Below are 16,323 nucleotides of genomic sequence, written 5' to 3'. Positions count from 1 at the left end.
CCGACGGCCCCCGTGCCCGGGCGGTGTTCGCCACCGTGCGCACCGACCGACCGGCACGGGGCCGACGGGCGGGGTCCCGGCCTCTAGAACATGCCGTTGCCGTTGGCGGAGGTCTCCGGGACGTTCTGGATGACATCCCAGTGCTCGACGATCTTGCCGTTCCGCACCCGGAACAGGTCCAGGATCGCCGTGCCCCGGTCTCCGGGATAGTTGACGTAGTCGCTGTGGACGGCCACCAGGTCGCCCTCGGCGATGATCCGCTTCGGGGTGACCGTCAGCTGCGGTGCCGAGGCGAAGTAACCGCCGAGGCCGGCCTTCGCGGCGGGCACGCCGCTCTGCATCTGCGTGTTGTGCTGGAGGTAGCCGGGGTCCCAGTAGCGGTCGAGGGCGCTCAGGTCCTTGTGGACGATGAGTTCGTCGAAGGCCTTGACGACCAGCGCCTCGTTGGCCTGGGTGAGCCGGTGGTCCAGGGGCTGCGAGACCTGCGGTGAACTCAGCGTGGAGAACATGTCGTTGCCGCTGGCCGTAGTGTCCGGCACGTTCTGGATCACGTCCCAGTGCTCGGCGATCTTCCCGCCCTGGAAGCGGAAGATGTCGATGACAGCCGCGCCCTTGGTGCCCGGGACCAGCACCACGTTGGAGTGGAGCATCACGAGGTCGCCCTGGGAGATGGCCCGCTTGACGTTGTAGCGGGCGTCGGGGAACTGCTGGTGGATCGAGGTGGCCAGGGCCTTGAGGCCCGCCGCCCCGTCGGCCGCGGTCGGGTTGTGCTGGATGTAGTCCGGCCGTACGTAGCGGTCGACGACCGCGGTGTCACCGTGCTCGAACACCCTCTTGGTGACGGTGATGGCGACGGTCTTCTGGTAGCCGAGGCGGGCGGCATCGCCGTAGCCGCCCTGGCCGTGCGCCGCGTGCCCGGCGGCCGGGCCGTGCGGGGCCGCCACGGCGGGTACGGCGGTCGCGCCCAGGACCGCGGAGGCGGCGAGGAAGGCGACGACGGCCCTGCGGGTGGGGGTGGTGGGGGCAGTAGGGGGCATGGTGCGCTCCAGACGTCTCATGCGTACGACCAGGGAGTAACTTGAAGTTTCAAACTCTGCTTCGGCAGATAATCACCGCGGAGCGGTCCATGTCAATTGCCTTTGCCGCCCCTTGGCGTTCCTTGACCTTTCTCGACGCTCTTGCCTGGGGCGCAGGGTGAAGGTGCTGTCCTTGGCGAGGGCCGGCGCGCCGGTGCCGGACACGCGAGGGGCTCCTTCGCCGTGCCGTGCACCGGTCGCCGGGGAAACAGCGTCGGGGGCGGCAACCTTCTCGTCCTCTGTGGCAACTGGGAGCCGGAAGGCCGAGTCGAACAACCGGATGGACGGGCATGAGGGCAACGAAGCACGCCGCGCCGCAACCTTGCGCGACCGCCGTTCGAATCCCGGCCCGGCACTGCTAGGCTGCGCCCTCCGTTGTTGTTGAACACGCAACCAATGCGCACATCATGGCAAGGAGAGGGCGACCGGGGGATGGTCCTCGATGACGCGTCCGCGGAGTTCCACGAATTCTTCGAACGCCACTACGCCGAACTCGCCCGTCTGGCACACCTCCTGACCGGCGAGTCCGACGCGGCGGACGACCTCGCGGCGGATGCCCTGGTCGCCCTGTGGCAGCGTTGGGACCGGTTGCGGCAGGCCGACCACCCGCTCGCCTACGCCCGCGGTGTGGTGGCCAACCTGGCGCGGGGACGGATCCGCAGCACAGTCCGGGAGCGACGCCGGATCACGCTGTTCCGGTCCCGCGGTCCGGAGAAGGTGGAGGGGCCGGACACGGCGGCTGTGCTGGACGTCCGCGCGGCGCTCGCCCGGCTGCCGTACCGCAAGCGCGCCTGCGTGGTGCTGAGACACGCCCTGGACCTGTCGGAGAAGGAGACGGCGGCAGCGCTTGGCATATCGGTCGGAACGGTGAAGAGCCAGACCTCGAAGGGAATGGCCGAGCTGGAAAAGCTACTGGGCGCACACGCTGCCGGGGACCTGGTGCCAGGGAGGAGGAACCGGTGAACGAGGAGTTCGACCGTCGGCTGCGCGAGGCCGCCGAGGCCCACCGGCCCGACCGCGCGCGGATGCTGGCCCGGGTGGAACGCGGCATGGCCGGCCCCGCCGTCCGTCACCGCGCGCGACCGTTCGCGCGGTCCGGGACCAGGGTCGCCCTCGCCGGGCTCGCCGCCGGCGGCATCCTGACGACCGGCGGCCTCGCCGTCGCCGCCATCGTCGCGACCCCGCCGCCGACGCCCACCGTGACCAAGCCTGCCACCCCGTCCCCGACCGTCAGCTCCCCGCACCCGACATCGGCCCGCCCCACCCCGGTCGCGCCGCCCCCGGTCACCAGCCCGGGCAGCTCGCGCCCGACTCCGTCGGCCACCAGCCCCTCGCCGACCGCCGACGAGAGCCGGAACGGGCCGCTGTGGTCGGCCGGTTCGCTGGATCCGAAGAGCACCGTCTACTGGACCCAGAGCAACCTCGTCCTCAAGACGACCCAGCCGCTCACCTCGCTCACGGTCGAGATCCGCATCGTGCAGACCGGCGGGGCGAAGAGCACCGGGACCTGGCAGACCCTGCCGGGTGACGACTTCACCGTCACCGTCCAGGAGGCCGGCGGCGCGCTGGTCTACCGCTGGGTCCTCAAGCCGGGCCTGACCGTGCCGGCCGGGAACCATGAGTTCGCCGCGCAGTTCAACAACGGCGCGGGCGGGCACAGTGCCGCGGGCGACGGCTACCGCGTCGGCGCGCGGGGTTCGGGCGGTTCCGCGTCGGTTCGGGGAGGGTTCGTCCCGACACGGTGAACGCCGCTGAGCGGCAACCCTTGTGGGCGTGGCGGCAACTGGCGGGTGACCGGGACCGGATCAAGACCCGCTGTGCCAGAAGGACATGCCGTTGTCAGATCAGAACCGCTCTCATCGTCGCCGCCCGGCGACCCGCCGTGTGATCGCCGCCTCCGTGGTCCTCGCCGCCGCGGGCGCCGCCGTGCCACTGGTCGCCCTGGCCGCACGTACGCCGGAGGCCGCCGCACCGGCCACGGCCGCCGACGCGGCGGCCGGCAGCGGCCGTTACTTCGGCACGGCAGTGGCCGCGGGCAGGCTCGGCGACTCCACGTAGGCGTTCGGCCCCTTCACGAACTGGTCGGACATGGCGTCGGCCCGCCAGACCGGCATGAGCCAGAAGGCGGTGGCGCCCACGCTGTTCTACTTCGCGCCCAAGAAGGTCTGGTGCTGGCGTACCAGTGGGGTCCGTCGCCCTTCAGCTACCGCACATCCAGCGACCCCACTGACCCGGGACCCCTGCAACCTGCAGTTCCTCTACCAGGGCAAGACCCCGAACACCCCGCCGGGCACCTCCTACGACAACCTGCCGTACCGCCCCGGCATCCTCACCCTGAAGCGCTGACCCGCCTCCCGGAGTCTCCAGCCCGACGAAGATGACGAATGGCGCCCCCATCGAAGAGATGGGGGCGCCATTCGTGGTGAGTGCTGCGCCGCTACTTAAGCGCTGTACCACCCGAGTTGTGATAGGCGATCGTCTTGTTGATCAGGTTTCCGCCGTCGGACTCGACCGTGGTCTGTTCGTCCTGCCCTGCGCCGAAGAACAGGCCGGCGACGTGGGCGTTCGCGACCTGGTCCATGTGGGCGAAGAACCAGTCCACCTTGTCGTCCTTGTAGTGGTTGCGGGTGTTGTTCTGCGCCATGTTGCCCAAGGGGATCTGCCACAGGACCACCGGCTTGCCCACGGACTCGGCCATCGTCTTGTAGAACTTCAGCGCGGCGGCGGCCCTCTGGTCGTTCCAGAAGTGGTCACTGCCGCCGTGGGCCGACTGCGCGTACCAGCCCGCGTCGCGGTCCGACACATCGGTGGCCAGGAAGTCGGCGTTCTTCGCCCCGAAGCTCGCGTAGTCCTTGACGCACGCCTGCGTGTTGGTCTCCCAGTCGAAGCAGGAAAGGTGCATCCCCGCGGCGGTGTTCGGCGCGTACTTGTGCGCCATCGAGATCAGGCACTGGGCGAGTCCGGCGGCGCTGTTCTCCTGCGATCCGCAGTCCTTCGGATTCGCGCCCGAGACCTGTGCGGGAACCTGGTGCGGATCGCCGAGCGAGCGGACGAAGCCCCAGAAGTCGGGCTCCAGGTCGATCGCGTCGTGCGACGTGCCGATCTTCTGGAGGAAGAAACGGTAGTCGTTCAGGTACCGGGTGAGCAGGTCGAGCCGGTTGATGGCCTTGACCTCGCCCGGACCGTCGCCCTCGCCTGCCGCATCCCCGAGGTCGCGCAACGAGTACCAGGTCCAGAGCATCTTCTGCGGACGCGGGCTGCCCTTGTACGTCGCGTGGGCCGCCACGTCGTCCCGCCAGGTCACGTACGTGCCGGGCGCCGTGGTGCTGCCGTTCCAGCAACCCCACCAGCCCGACCACCCGTCCTGGCATTTCGCTGCCGTGTAGTAGTCCGACGAGGGCGCGGGCTGGCTGTGCACATAGGCGTAGCGCGCGTCGAACGGTGCGGCGGCCGCCGAGGCGTCGGACATCGAGCCGCCGATGAGCACGGTGTCACTGCCCATGAACCGCTTCGCCGAACTACCGCCACCCGCGGGCGACGAAGACGAAGGCGAAGACGATGGTTGATTGTCGCTCGGAGTCGGGCTTGCGGGAACGCCGCCGGCCGGCGCGGTGGGCGTACCGCCGCCGCCGACACTTCCGGCCGGGACGAGTTGCCACTGCTGATCGGCGCCGCCCCGGTCGCGGTTCTGGACGACGCCGCCCCCGTCGGCCTTGGCTGCGTTTCTGACACCGACAGCCATGCCACTGAAGCGATTGACCAAACGCACGTAGCCGTTGGACGATTTGGCCAGCTTGAACTGCTGATTCCTGCCGTTCAGGTCTTTCCACTGCACGAGGGCGGAGCCCGCGGTCTTCGACCGGCCGAGGTTGTCCAGCACCTTGCCGGAGGTCCGGTTCTTCAGCCGGTAGTACCCGTCACCCGCGTCGATGAACCGCCACTGCTGGTTGGCCCCGCCGTGGCGCGCCCACTGCACCACCGCCGCGCCGTCGTTCTTGGCGGAGCCGCGGTCGTCCAGCACCTTGCCGCTGTTGCGGTTGACCAGCACGTACCACTTCTTCAGATCCAGGGTTTTCTGGTCCGCCGAAGCCTGGCTGACCACGACAGCCGAGCCGGCCACGACCACCATGGCGAGACCCCCCCAGAGTCCCCGACGCGCGAGCAACCGACGACCACGATGCCTCGGACGACCACCGCGCGTGGGTGGACCGGGGACATGTCTGTGCTCTCGTTCCAGGGACATGCCTGTGCTCTCTTTCAGCTGTTGCATCTGACCGGACCACTTGGCCGGACAACGCTGAGTGGTCCGAGAGGCCGAAAAAAGTTGCCGCGAAGAGCCACAGTTTTGTCTCGCCTTGACCGCTTCCCGTTCGCTGCGGAGTGCGGCACGGCTGACGTCGGCGGTGGCGAACGCCTGATGGCCGCTCCCGGTCCTCGCCCGCAGGCGAGTTAACGGGCCAGGGCCACGACGGAGGGTTCGGCGGGCCGGCGCGACGGTTCCATGGCCGGTGGGCGTGGTTCGGTGTCAGAGGGTTCGGGCCGCAGCGGCGTCGCGGAGGAGTCCGGCGAAGGTCAGGGCGGCGGGGGTGAGCGAGTGGTCGGCCATGCGAACCAGGAGGATGCGGCGGACAGGGGCCGGCGGCTGGAGGGGCAGGACGTTCACGCCGGGTCGGATGCCCTCCAGGGCCAGCGTGGGAGCGAGGGCGACGCCGATGCCGGCGGCGACCATGGCCTGGGCCTCCTGGTAGTCGTGGGCCTCGTAGGCGATGTGGGGCTCGAAGCCGACGGCGCGGCAGCCGCGGACGAGTGCTTCGGCCACCGGGTGATGGTCGGCGCGCGTGATCCAGGGGTCGTGTGCGAAGTCGGCGAGTGAGGCGGCGTCGCGGCCGGCGAGTGGATGGTGGTCGCCGACGAGAAGGGCTGGCGGGTCGTCGAGGAGTGGGGTGACGACGATGTCCTCCCGGTCGATTCGGCTCCAGTCGTAGTCCCACATCAGCGACATTTCGGTCTCCCGGTTCTCCAGCATGGTCCAGAGTCCGGCGATGCGGGCGCTGCGGACGGTCAGCCGTACGTCGGGGTGGGCGTCCCGGAAGGCGATCACGGCCTGCGGGAGGAGCGAGGCACCGACGGTGGGGAAGGTGCCGATACGCAGGGTGCCCGCGCGCAGGCCGGCGAAGTCGGCGAGTTCGTTCTCCGCGGCCTGCAGTTCGCGTTCGATCCGTTCCCCTCGTTCGGCCAGGGCCCGTCCGGCGTCGGTGGCGGTGACGCCCCGCGCGTGGCGTTCCAGCAGGGGCTGTCCTGCCTCCGTTTCCAGACGGCTGATCTGCTGCGATACCGCTGACGGTGTGTAGTTGAGGGCGCGGGCGGTAGCTGTCACCGAGCCGCGCCGGGCGACCTCGGTGAACAGCAGGATGCGCCGGACGTCGAGCATGCCGCTACCTCCAGCGTTCACTTCAGCTTAATGGCCATGCAGATTTCCGAGATTGTACTTCACGCTGCCGTAACCCACCGTGGAGGACACCACGCACGGCGAGACCGTCGGTGGGCTTCCCCTTCCATGGCTGTGAGGAGTCGGTTGTGCTGCGTCTGCAGGGCGAGATGATCCGCGGAGGAACCAGCAAATGCTGGATCTTCGACCACCGCGACGTGGCCGCCACGGGCGTGGATGTCGATGCCCTGCTGCTCGCCGCCTTCAATGCCGCCGACCCCCGTCAGATCGACGGCGTGGGCGGCGCTTCCTCCACCACCTCCAAGGCAGCCGTCGTACAGGCGTCGACCCGACCCGGTGTGGACATCGAGTACGCCTTCGCACAGGTCGGCATCGGCGACGAACGCGTGGAGTGGGCCAGCAACTGCGGCAACTGCGCCACTGCCGTGGCCCTGTACGCCGTCCACCACGATCTCGTGCCGATCGAGTCGGACACCACCACCGTCCGGATGCTCAACGTCAACACCGGGGCCCGCCTCACCGGCACGATCCCCACCCCCGCGGGCGTGGCCCCGGAGGAGGGCAGGGCCGTGGTGCCGGGTACCTCGGCGCCCGGCGTGCCGGTCCTGCTCGGGTTTCAGGACCCGGCGGGCTCGACGACCGGCCACGCACTGCCGACCGGCCGGGCACTGGACGAGCTGACCGGCCCGGACGGTCCCGTCGAGGCATCCCTGGTGGACGCCGGCGCGCCGGCCGCGCTCTTCGAGGCCAAGGCGTTCGGCCTCGACGGCACGGAATCCCTCACCGCGTTCGCCACCGCAGTGCCCGCGCTGACACTGCTGCGCCGCCAGGCAGCTCTGGCCATGGGCCTGGCCCGCGAGGGCGACCCGGTCAGCCATGCGGTGCCGAAGGTGGGCATCGTCGCCCGACCTGCCCCCTATCGCACCACCCAGGGCACACTCGTCAACCAGGACGAGTACGACCTGGCCGTACGCATGGTCTCCATGCACGCCCCACACCCGGCGATCGGCCTGACCTCCGCCGTGGCCCTGGCCACGGCCGCCGCCACCCCTGGCACCCTCGCCCACCGCGTCGCCCGGCAGACCGCCGACGGCACGCTGCGCCTGGGCACCCCCGCCGGCGTGATCACCACCCGAGCCGTCCCCGCACCGGACGGCGCGTCCCCCACGGTGCTGCTGCACCGCGCCGCCCGGCGTATCGCCCGAGCCGAACTCCTCGTTCCCGTCCTGGAAGGACGCCCCGCATGAGCCGCAACGACGCCGCCCCGGGTACCGTCACCGCGCCACCGGACCGCATCCGCCGGATGCTGTCCCACCTCTACATCCAGTGCTTGATCGCCGTCCTCCTCGGCGCCGTAGTGGGCTGGCTGTGGCCGTCCGTCGGCGCTGATCTCAAGCCGCTCGGCGACGGTTTCATCGCGCTGGTGAAGATGTTCATCGCGCCGATCATCTTCTGCACGGTCGTCCACGGCATCGCCTCCATGGGCAACGCCCGCGCGGTCGGCCGCGTGAGCCTGAAGGCCCTGGTCTACTTCGAGGTGCTGACCACCGTGGCCATGGTGATCGGCCTGGTCGTCGTCAACGTCGTCAAGCCGGGCAGCGGTCTGCACGTCGACCTCTCGACCCTGACCACCAAGGGCCTGCCGCCGGAGGCGACCACGGCTCACGAGGGCTTCGCCGAGTTCGTCCTCGCCATCATCCCAGCCACCCTGGTCAGCGCCCTGACCGGCAACGAGATCCTGCCGGTGCTGCTGGTGTCGGTGCTGTTCGGCTTCGGCCTGCACGCCAGCGGAGAGGCCGGCCTGGGCATCGCCCGGGGCATCGAGAAGTTCTCCACGGTCCTGTTCACGCTCATCCGCTGGATCATGCGGCTCGCCCCCATCGGCGCGTTCGGCTCGATGGCCTTCACCATCGGCAACTACGGCCTGGGCACCCTGCGCCACCTGGCCCTGCTCGTCGGCTCGTTCTGGCTGACCGCCCTCCTCTTCGTTCTGGTCGTCCTCGGGACCGTGATGCGCCTGAACGGACTGCGGCTGCTGCCCTTCCTGCGCTACATCAAGGAAGAACTGCTGATCGTCCTGGGCACGTCCTCCACCGAGCCCGTCCTGCCGCGCATGATGGGCAAGCTCCAGCACCTGGGCGCCTCGAAACCGGTCGTCGGCATCACGCTGCCCGCCGGCTACTCCTTCAACCTCGACGGCACCGCCATCTACCTGACCATGGGCTCGGTCTTCCTGGCCCAGGCCCTCGGCATCGACCTCAGCCTCACCCAGCAGCTGTCCATGCTCGCTGTCATGCTGCTCACCTCCAAGGGCGCCGCAGGCGTAACCGGCTCCGGCTTCATCGCCCTGGCCGCCACCCTCAGCGCCGTGCCGCACGTCCCCGTCGCCGCCCTCGCGCTGATCTTCGGCATCGACCGGTTCATGTCCGAAGCCCGCGCCCTGACCAGCCTCGTCGGCAACGGCGTCGCCACCCTGGCCGTCGCCCGGTGGGAGGGCGAGCTGGACGAGGACCGCGCGAAGGCCGTCCTGCGCGGAGAGATCCCCTACGCCCCCACCCCCGCTCCCGCCGCGGTGACAGCCGAGCCCGAACCGACGGAGACACCAGCACCAACCCACGTCCCCGTCCCCGCCGCAAGCTGACGTCGCGCTGCGACAAGTGCGTGCCAGTCAGCGTGCGTGAGGGACAGCGCGGGCCCTGCCCGTCTACCAGGTCCTCGCCGGCAGTACACCCGTCATGGTCACGACTCAGAAGGTGCTCGTCGCCCGGCTGGGCGACGAGCATGGGAGCCGGCTGCTGACCTCGGATGGTCGTCCCCGACGATCACCGTTCTGGCACGAATCTGGCACGCGGCAATAGATCACCGTGCACAGCAAAGAGGCCCAGGTCGCTGACCTGGGCCTTGATCATGGAGCGGGTGACGAGAATCGAACTCGCACTCTCAGCTTGGGAAGCTGATGTTCTACCACTAAACTACACCCGCGTAAGACGCCGGACGGTGCCGGTGTCGGGACGCGTGGTCACTTTACCCCATACCTGGCCCCGGGTGCTGAAGCCCTGGGGCCTCGGTGCGTCACAGGGGGGTGGACGCGGCTGCGGGCGGCCGGAGTTGGGGCGTACGGTGGGGGCGTGGGAGAGGGTTCGGGCGGGGTCGGAGTGCCGCCTGGAGGGTCCTCCCGTTGATCCCGTAATGTGGCTTTTGTCGTCAGGGCAACAAGCCAGATGCGGCTCTTGGGGAAGGGACTCTAGGACTTGATGGAGCGCACCGTCGTCCGCTGTGCCGATGGGCACGTGTTCAGTACCGCTTCGTTCCCGATGCAGCAGGCCGAGCGGCTCGGCCCCGGTCGGCTCCTCCGTTGTCCACGGTGTGCCCGGCTCCGCAGTGTGGTGCCGGTGACCTTGGCAGCGGTGCGGAGCGCGCAGCGGTCGTAGGACGTCGCGGGAAGCGGCAGCAGCAGGTATTCGGGGAAGTGGCGCGGGCGCGCGGGTCCGACCGATGGTGGTCGGTCCGCGCGCCTTGCGTATCCTCGGGGCGTGCTTCTCTCAGACAAGGACATCCGGGCCGAGATCGACGCCGGGCGGGTGCGGATCGATCCCCACGACGACTCCATGGTGCAGCCGTCCAGTATCGACGTGCGCCTCGACCGCTACTTCCGGGTGTTCGAGAACCACCGGTACCCCCACATCGATCCGTCCGTAGAGCAGGCCGATCTGACGCGGCTCGTGGAGCCGGCGGGGGACGAGCCGTTCATCCTGCACCCCGGGGAGTTCGTCCTCGCCTCGACGTACGAGCTCATCAGCCTCCCCGACGACCTCGCCTCGCGGCTGGAGGGCAAGAGCTCCCTCGGCCGGCTCGGGCTGGTCACGCACTCCACCGCCGGGTTCATCGACCCCGGCTTCTCCGGGCACGTCACGCTGGAGCTGTCGAACGTCGCCACCCTGCCGATCAAGCTGTGGCCGGGCATGAAGATCGGTCAGCTGTGCATGTTCCGGCTGAGCTCGCCGGCCGAGTTCCCCTACGGCAGTGAGCGCTACGGCTCCCGGTACCAGGGGCAGCGCGGGCCCACGGCCTCCCGGTCCTTCCTCAACTTCCACCGGACGCAGGTGTGAGCGTGCGCGACGTGCGCGAGAACCTCACCTACGAGCGGTTCGGCGTCGCCGTGCGCGAGCTGGCGCAGACCATCGCCGACGACGGGTACGAGCCGGACATCGTGCTGAGCATCGCCCGCGGTGGGGTGTTCGTCGCCGGCGGCCTCGCCTACGCCCTGGACTGCAAGAACATCCACCTGGTGAACGTGGAGTTCTACACCGGTGTGGGCACGACGCTGGAGATGCCCGTCATGCTCGCGCCGGTGCCCGACACCGTCGACTTCTCCGACAAGAAGGTCCTCATCACCGACGACGTCGCCGACACCGGCAAGACGCTGAAACTGGTGCGCGACTTCTGCCTCGACGCGGTCGCCGAGGTGCGCAGCGCCGTCGTCTACGAGAAGTCGCAGTCGCTGGTGAAGTGCGAGTACGTGTGGAAGCGGACCGACGACTGGATCAACTTCCCGTGGAGTGTGGACAGACCCGTCGTCCGGCGTTCCGGGCAGGTTTTCGACGCCTAGGGCCCGGCCGGTGGCCGGCGTGTGACGGAGAAGGGCTCCCGGCGGTGTGCCGGGAGCCCTTTCTGGTCGTCCGTGTCGCGGCGGCTAGAACGTGCCCAGTTTGACGATCGACAGGAGGGCGATTAGCTGGATCGACGACGCGCCCAGGGCCTTGGGCCAGGGGAGGTCGTGGGAGCGGGCGACCATGAGGGTCAGCAGGGCGCCGGCCGCGATCCAGGTGGCCCAGCCGAGGGCCTGGACGAAGGTCGCCTCGCCGCCGAAGAACATGGCGAAGACCAGGCGGGGTGCGTCGGTCAGGGACATGATCAGCATGGACAGGCCGACCGTGGGCTGCCAGGCGCCGTCGCCGCCGAGCTGGCGGGCCAGGGTGTGGGTGACCACGCCCAGGACGAAGGAGCTCAGGACCATCGCGACGGCCGTCGTCAGGACGATCGGGATCGCGTTGGACAGGGTGGCGTTTATCGCGTCCCTGCGGGCGCCGTCGAAGCCGAAGACGGCGAGCAGGCCGTAGAGGAAGGTGACGACGAGGGCCGGGCCCCACATCGTGTAGTCACGCATCTGCAGGAAGGTCCGGTTCGGGGACGTCGCGATGCCTCTCAGCAGGTCCTTCCAGTGCAGACGCGGGCCGATCGGGCCCGCCGGGGCCGTGCCCGCGCGGTAGGTACCGCCCTGGGTGTAGGGATCGTCGCCGACCGAGAACGCCTGGGTGTGGCCCGGGTTGTTGGCCGCGTACGGGTCGGGGCCGCCCTGCTGGTACGGGGTGCCGTCACCGAAGTACTCCGGCTCGTCGCCGTAACCGCCGCGCTGCCCGCCGCCCTGCGGCCACTGGCCGCCTCCGCCGCCGTACTGCTGCTGAGGCGGGTGGGGCTGCGGCGCCTGCGGGTAGCCGTACGACTGTCCCGCCCCTGGTCCGGGGCCCTGTCTCGGTCCCGGCCCCTGGGGCGCCTGCTGCCCGTACGGAGGTTGTTGCGGTCGCGTTTGCGGAGTGCCGTTGTTCCGGCCGCCGCGTCCGATCCTGAATCCAGCCACGCTCCCGAACGTACCTGGTCCCGGGAAGTCACGGGCCGGCCCCGACCGTCCGGGCCCGGCTTTGCTGCCGACCTGTGACATCCCCTAAGGGGCCGGGGGGCCGTTTCCCCGAAGTCCCTCGGGGGACCGCCGTACGGGCTACGGCACCCGCCGCCGTACTGGCTACGGCACCCGCCGCCGTCCGGGTCGCTGCACCGCTCCCGCGTCCGGTCCGACGGTCTCAGTGGGACTGCTCAGCCGAGGCGGCGGCTGTCGGCCGGGCGCGTTCGGGCATGTCGTGTCCCGGCCGGGGGAGGTCGCCAAGTGGGCGACCGGGTACGGCTGTTCAGCGGCGTGAAGGAGTTCGGAGGGGATCAGCCGTCAAGGGGACTGCCGCCCCCGTCCCCCCGTCCGCGCGTACGGCGACGCCCCCAGGTCCGGAGGGGCCTGGGGGCGTCGGAGGGTGTCGGGGACGGCGCGGGCCTACTCGACCGGCTGCGGTTCCGGCTCGTTCTCGGAGTCGACCGTGCCCGCCGGGGGCTCGTCGTCGGCCGGGGTCCGTACCGAGTCCAGCAGCAGCTGGGCGACGTCGACGACCTGGATCGACTCCTTGGCCTTGCCGTCGTTCTTCTTGCCGTTGACCGAGTCGGTCAGCATGACCAGGCAGAACGGGCAGGCCGTCGAGACGATGTCCGGGTTGAGGGAGAGGGCCTCGTCGACACGCTCGTTGTTGATGCGCTTGCCGATCCGCTCCTCCATCCACATCCGCGCGCCGCCGGCACCGCAGCAGAAGCCGCGTTCCTTGTGGCGGTGCATCTCCTCGTTGCGCAGACCCGGCACGCTCGCGATGATCTCGCGCGGCGGCGTGTAGATCTTGTTGTGGCGGCCCAGGTAGCAGGGGTCGTGGTAGGTGATGATGCCCTCGACCGGGGTGACCGGGACCAGCTTGCCCTCGTCCACCAGGTGCTGGAGCAGCTGGGTGTGGTGGATGACCTCGTAGTCGCCGCCGAGCTGCGGGTACTCGTTGCCGATGGTGTTGAGGCAGTGCGGGCAGGTGGCGACGATCTTCTTGGCCGACCGGGGCTTCGCGGACTCGGGCAGCACCTTGCCCTCGTCGTCCGTCTCCTCGCCGAACGCCATGTTCAGCGCCATGACGTTCTCCATGCCGAGCTCCTGGAACAGGGGCTCGTTGCCGAGGCGGCGGGCGGAGTCGCCGGTGCACTTCTCGTCGCCGCCCATGATCGCGAACTTGACGCCCGCGATGTGCAGGAGCTCGGCGAACGCCTTCGTGGTCTTCTTGGCGCGGTCCTCGAGGGCGCCGGCGCAGCCGACCCAGTAGAGGTACTCGACCTCGGTGAGGTCCTCGATGTCACGGCCGACGACCGGGATCTCGAAGTCGACCTCCTTGGTCCACTCCAGGCGCTGCTTCTTCGCCAGGCCCCAGGGGTTGCCCTTCTTCTCCAGGTTCTTGAGCATCGTGCCCGCCTCCGAGGGGAAGCTGGACTCGATCATCACCTGGTAGCGGCGCATGTCGACGATGTGGTCGACGTGCTCGATGTCGACCGGGCACTGCTCGACGCAGGCTCCGCAGGTGGTGCAGGACCACAGGACGTCGGGGTCGATGACGCCGTTGTCCTCGAGGGTGCCGATCAGCGGGCGCTCGGCCTCCGCGAGAGCCGCGGCCGGGACGTTCCCGAGCTGCTCCGCCGACGCCTTCTCCTCGCCCTCCATGGTCTTGCCGCCACCCGCGAGCAGGTAGGGCGCCTTGGCGTGGGCGTGGTCGCGCAGCGACATGATCAGGAGCTTGGGGGAGAGGGGCTTGCCGGTGTTCCAGGCCGGGCACTGCGACTGGCAGCGGCCGCACTCGGTGCAGGTGGAGAAGTCCAGCAGGCCCTTCCAGGAGAACTGCTCGACCTGGGAGACGCCGAACACGTCGTCGTCGCCGGGGTCGGTGAAGTCGATCGGCCGGCCGCCGGACGTCATCGGCTGGAGGGCGCCGAGGGCGGTCCCGCCGTTCGCGTCGCGCTTGAACCAGATGTTGGGGAAGGCCAGGAACCGGTGCCAGGCGACGCCCATGTTGGTGTTGAGCGAGACCGTGATCATCCAGATCATGGTGGTGCCCAGCTTGATCATGGCGGTCAGGTAGACCAGGTTCTGCAGCGTGCCGAGGCCGAGCCCCTTGAAGGCCAGGACCAGCGGGTACGAGGCGAAGTACGCGGCCTCGAAGTGGTCCACGTGGTGCAGCGCGCCCTCGAGGCCGCGCAGGACGTAGATCGCCAGGCCGATGGTGAGGATGACGTACTCGACGAAGTACGCCTGGCCCATCTTGGAGCCGGCGAAGCGGGACTTGCGGCCGGGCCGGGAGGGCAGGTTCAGCAGGCGGATGACCATCAGCGTGAGGATGCCGAGGGTGGTCATCGCGGCGATGAACTCGATGTACAGCTCGTACGGCAGGAAGTCGCCGATCACCGGGAGCGTCCAGTCGGCCTGGAAGAGCTGGCCGTAGGCGGTGATGATGGTCGGCGGCAGCGTCAGGAAGCCGATCGCCACGAACCAGTGGGCGACGCCGACGACGCCCCACCGGTTCATCCGGGTGTGGCCCAGGAACTCACGCACCAGCGTCACGCTGCGCGAGTAGGGGTTGTCGGTCCTGCTGCCGGCGGGTACGGGCTGACCCAGTCGGAAGTGCCGGACGAACTGGCCGACGGCGCGTGCGAGCAGTGCCACGCCGACCACGGTCAGGACCAGCGACACGATGATCGCGGCGAGTTGCATCTTGGGGGCTCCTCGGGCCTGCGAGGCGTTCTTCGAGCGTGATTACTAAGCGGTAACTTATGCGGTTCTCTGAGACTACCCGCATCTCGCGCCGCACTGTAGTCAGCCGTGCGGTGATCTGTGCTACTGAGGGCTGCCTCAGTGACCTTGGCGCGGCGGCGCGCGGATCCTGGGTGCAATTCACCGGATATCATCACATTCGGATTAGCTTGGTGGGGTGCTCTACGGGATCGCAGCCGCCACCACAGCCCTGTTGCTCGCCGCCGTGCTCACCGCGGCGCTGCGGGTCCCCGCCCTGCGTCTCGGCGCGGTCGACCGGCGGCGCCAGCGCCCGGTCCCGCTGTTCGGCGGGGTGGCCGTGGTGCTAGCCGCCTGTCTGGTGGCGGGGGCCGGGAACTGGACCGGGGTCGCGCCGCTCGGCGACATGGGGCGGCTGCTGGTCGCCGGGGCGGGCGTCGCCCTCCTCGGGCTGATCGCCGACCTCCGGCGGGTCAAGGCCCGGTTCGTACTCGGCGGCACGGCCGTCGCGGCGGCCTGCGTGGTGCCCTACGAGGAGACCGGGCTGCCCGCCGGACTGCTGGCGGTGGGCTGGATCGTCTTCGTGGCCGCCGGCTTCAAGGCGCTCGACCACGCCGACGCGCTGGCCGGCACCGTGGGGGTGATCACCGCCTTCGGGGTGGGGGCGTGCGCGGCAGCCGAGATGTTGGACGGGCTCGCGGTGCTGCTGAGCGTGCTGGCCGCCGCGCTGACCGGGTTCCTCATGCACAACTGGCATCCCGCGCGGATCGCGCTCGGGGCGTGCGGCTCCCTGTTCGTCGGCTTCGTGCTGGCCTCGGCGGCCGTGTTCACCCGCAGCGGGTACGAACTGGGGCCCAGCGTGGGCGTGTTGTTCGCACTGACCGCGGTCGGGAGCGCCGACGTCGTGCTCGTCCTGCTGTCGCGGCGGCTGGCCGGGCGGCCCGCTCTGCGCAGTGGGCCGGACCATCTCGCCCACCGGCTGCGGCGGCTCGGGCTCACCCCGCAGGGCACGACGGTCCTGCTCGGTGTGGGTTCGTTCTCCGGGGTACTCGTGGGGGTGCTGGAGCACCTGGGCTGGGTCGCGGAGTCCGGGGCGTTCTGGGTGGCGGCCGGCGCCCTGGTCCTGGTCCTCGGACTGCTGAGGATCAAGGTCTACGGGGTTAGGCGGCAGTCGGTTCACCCGCCTCGGTCGGCTCCCTCCACCGCATCCGTGCAGGTCAGCGGGCACTTGCGTGTAAGGAGCGGATAAGAGTTGAGCCTTGTCGACTCAGCTCTGTTGACCGAGCGGAGCCAGTGATGCACACTTGAGCCTGTTCCACTCAAGTCATCGCTGGAGGAATCAACCATGGCACGTGCGGTCGGCATCGACCTGGGCACGACTAACTCCG

Annotated in this window: 13 protein-coding genes, 1 tRNA gene and 1 pseudogene; 9 read left to right on the top strand and 6 right to left on the bottom strand. The window is 69.7% G+C overall.

Annotation, left to right across the window (positions count from 1 at the left end; all coding sequences use genetic code 11):
• Positions 1–83: 83 nt before the first annotated feature.
• A complete protein-coding gene (locus ABZT03_RS32330) occupies positions 84–1,037 on the bottom strand; it encodes a nuclear transport factor 2 family protein (RefSeq protein ID WP_356046017.1) in 954 nt (317 codons plus the stop codon).
• Between the two features lie 471 nt (positions 1,038–1,508).
• Between ABZT03_RS32330 and ABZT03_RS32325 the strand changes: the two genes are divergently transcribed.
• From ABZT03_RS32325 to ABZT03_RS32310, 4 genes and pseudogenes are all read left to right on the top strand, one after another.
• On the top strand, positions 1,509–2,039 hold the full coding sequence (locus ABZT03_RS32325; RefSeq protein ID WP_356046015.1) for a SigE family RNA polymerase sigma factor: 531 nt from the start codon (positions 1,509–1,511) through the stop codon (positions 2,037–2,039).
• The gene (locus tag ABZT03_RS32320; RefSeq protein WP_356046014.1) at positions 2,036–2,821 is read left to right on the top strand and encodes a hypothetical protein; all 786 of its coding nucleotides are present in this window, start codon (positions 2,036–2,038) and stop codon (positions 2,819–2,821) included. The genes ABZT03_RS32325 and ABZT03_RS32320 overlap by 4 nt, the downstream gene beginning before the upstream one ends.
• Positions 2,822–2,912: 91 nt before the next feature.
• Positions 2,913–3,134, top strand: a complete 222-nt coding sequence (locus tag ABZT03_RS32315) for a hypothetical protein (protein WP_356046055.1) — start codon at positions 2,913–2,915, stop codon at positions 3,132–3,134.
• Positions 3,135–3,137: 3 nt separating this feature from the next.
• Positions 3,138–3,310: pseudogene (locus ABZT03_RS32310) on the top strand (non-reducing end alpha-L-arabinofuranosidase family hydrolase); the annotation flags it as partial.
• A 203-nt stretch (positions 3,311–3,513) separates the two neighbouring features.
• Here the strand turns inward: ABZT03_RS32310 and ABZT03_RS32305 are convergent.
• Both ABZT03_RS32305 and ABZT03_RS32300 read right to left on the bottom strand, forming a co-directional pair.
• Positions 3,514–5,205 (bottom strand): RICIN domain-containing protein, encoded by a 1,692-nt coding sequence (locus ABZT03_RS32305; RefSeq protein ID WP_356046012.1) that lies wholly within the window; start codon positions 5,203–5,205, stop codon positions 3,514–3,516.
• Between the two features lie 396 nt (positions 5,206–5,601).
• Entirely contained in the window at positions 5,602–6,507 is a 906-nt protein-coding gene (locus tag ABZT03_RS32300; protein ID WP_356046010.1) for a LysR family transcriptional regulator, read from the bottom strand.
• A gap of 146 nt (positions 6,508–6,653) precedes the next feature.
• On the opposite strand from ABZT03_RS32300, the gene ABZT03_RS32295 reads away from it, so the two are divergent.
• Together ABZT03_RS32295 and dctA are read left to right on the top strand one after the other, a co-directional pair.
• Entirely contained in the window at positions 6,654–7,772 is a 1,119-nt protein-coding gene (locus tag ABZT03_RS32295) for a PrpF domain-containing protein (RefSeq protein WP_356046008.1), read from the top strand.
• Entirely contained in the window at positions 7,769–9,166 is a 1,398-nt protein-coding gene (gene dctA, locus ABZT03_RS32290) for a C4-dicarboxylate transporter DctA (RefSeq protein ID WP_356046006.1), read from the top strand. Before ABZT03_RS32295 ends, dctA begins: the two co-directional genes overlap by 4 nt.
• A 267-nt stretch (positions 9,167–9,433) precedes the next feature.
• On the opposite strand, the gene ABZT03_RS32285 is transcribed toward dctA, so the two are convergent.
• A tRNA-Gly gene (locus ABZT03_RS32285) sits at positions 9,434–9,507 on the bottom strand.
• A 551-nt stretch (positions 9,508–10,058) separates the two neighbouring features.
• Between ABZT03_RS32285 and dcd the strand changes: the two genes are divergently transcribed.
• The gene (gene dcd, locus ABZT03_RS32280; RefSeq protein ID WP_356046004.1) at positions 10,059–10,634 is read left to right on the top strand and encodes a dCTP deaminase; all 576 of its coding nucleotides are present in this window, start codon (positions 10,059–10,061) and stop codon (positions 10,632–10,634) included.
• A gap of 2 nt (positions 10,635–10,636) precedes the next feature.
• Positions 10,637–11,134 (top strand): phosphoribosyltransferase, encoded by a 498-nt coding sequence (locus ABZT03_RS32275; protein ID WP_356046003.1) that lies wholly within the window; start codon positions 10,637–10,639, stop codon positions 11,132–11,134.
• 84 nt (positions 11,135–11,218) lie between these two features.
• On the opposite strand, the gene ABZT03_RS32270 is transcribed toward ABZT03_RS32275, so the two are convergent.
• Complete coding sequence (locus ABZT03_RS32270) at positions 11,219–12,244, bottom strand: Yip1 family protein (protein ID WP_356046001.1); 1,026 nt, start codon at positions 12,242–12,244, stop codon at positions 11,219–11,221.
• Between the two features lie 381 nt (positions 12,245–12,625).
• Positions 12,626–14,917: a (Fe-S)-binding protein gene (locus ABZT03_RS32265; protein ID WP_356046000.1), complete on the bottom strand. Its 2,292-nt coding sequence runs from the start codon at positions 14,915–14,917 to the stop codon at positions 12,626–12,628.
• Between the two features lie 217 nt (positions 14,918–15,134).
• On the opposite strand from ABZT03_RS32265, the gene ABZT03_RS32260 reads away from it, so the two are divergent.
• Positions 15,135–16,184 carry an MraY family glycosyltransferase gene (locus tag ABZT03_RS32260; protein WP_356045998.1) on the top strand — a complete coding sequence of 350 codons (1,050 nt, stop codon included), beginning with the start codon at positions 15,135–15,137 and terminating at the stop codon, positions 16,182–16,184.
• Positions 16,185–16,323 lie beyond the last annotated feature (139 nt).

The sequence above is a fragment of the Streptomyces sp. NPDC005574 genome (assembly GCF_040605435.1).
GTDB lineage: Bacteria > Actinomycetota > Actinomycetes > Streptomycetales > Streptomycetaceae > Streptomyces.
Note: the sequence above shows the minus strand (reverse complement) of the source record. Positions and strands in the feature narration are given on the sequence as shown.

Bases quoted from the DNA above. Each gene is read 5' to 3' on its own strand.
- ABZT03_RS32300 (WP_356046010.1), bottom strand. From the start codon at position 6,507: ATGCTCGACGTCCGGCGCATCCTGCTGTTCACCGAGGTCGCCCGGCGC.
- ABZT03_RS32270 (WP_356046001.1), bottom strand. From the start codon at position 12,244: ATGTCACAGGTCGGCAGCAAAGCCGGGCCCGGACGGTCGGGGCCGGCC.
- dctA (WP_356046006.1), top strand. From the start codon at position 7,769: ATGAGCCGCAACGACGCCGCCCCGGGTACCGTCACCGCGCCACCGGAC.
- ABZT03_RS32330 (WP_356046017.1), bottom strand. From the start codon at position 1,037: ATGCCCCCTACTGCCCCCACCACCCCCACCCGCAGGGCCGTCGTCGCC.
- ABZT03_RS32265 (WP_356046000.1), bottom strand. From the start codon at position 14,917: ATGCAACTCGCCGCGATCATCGTGTCGCTGGTCCTGACCGTGGTCGGC.
- ABZT03_RS32305 (WP_356046012.1), bottom strand. From the start codon at position 5,205: ATGGTGGTCGTGGCCGGCTCGGCTGTCGTGGTCAGCCAGGCTTCGGCG.
- ABZT03_RS32325 (WP_356046015.1), top strand. From the start codon at position 1,509: ATGGTCCTCGATGACGCGTCCGCGGAGTTCCACGAATTCTTCGAACGC.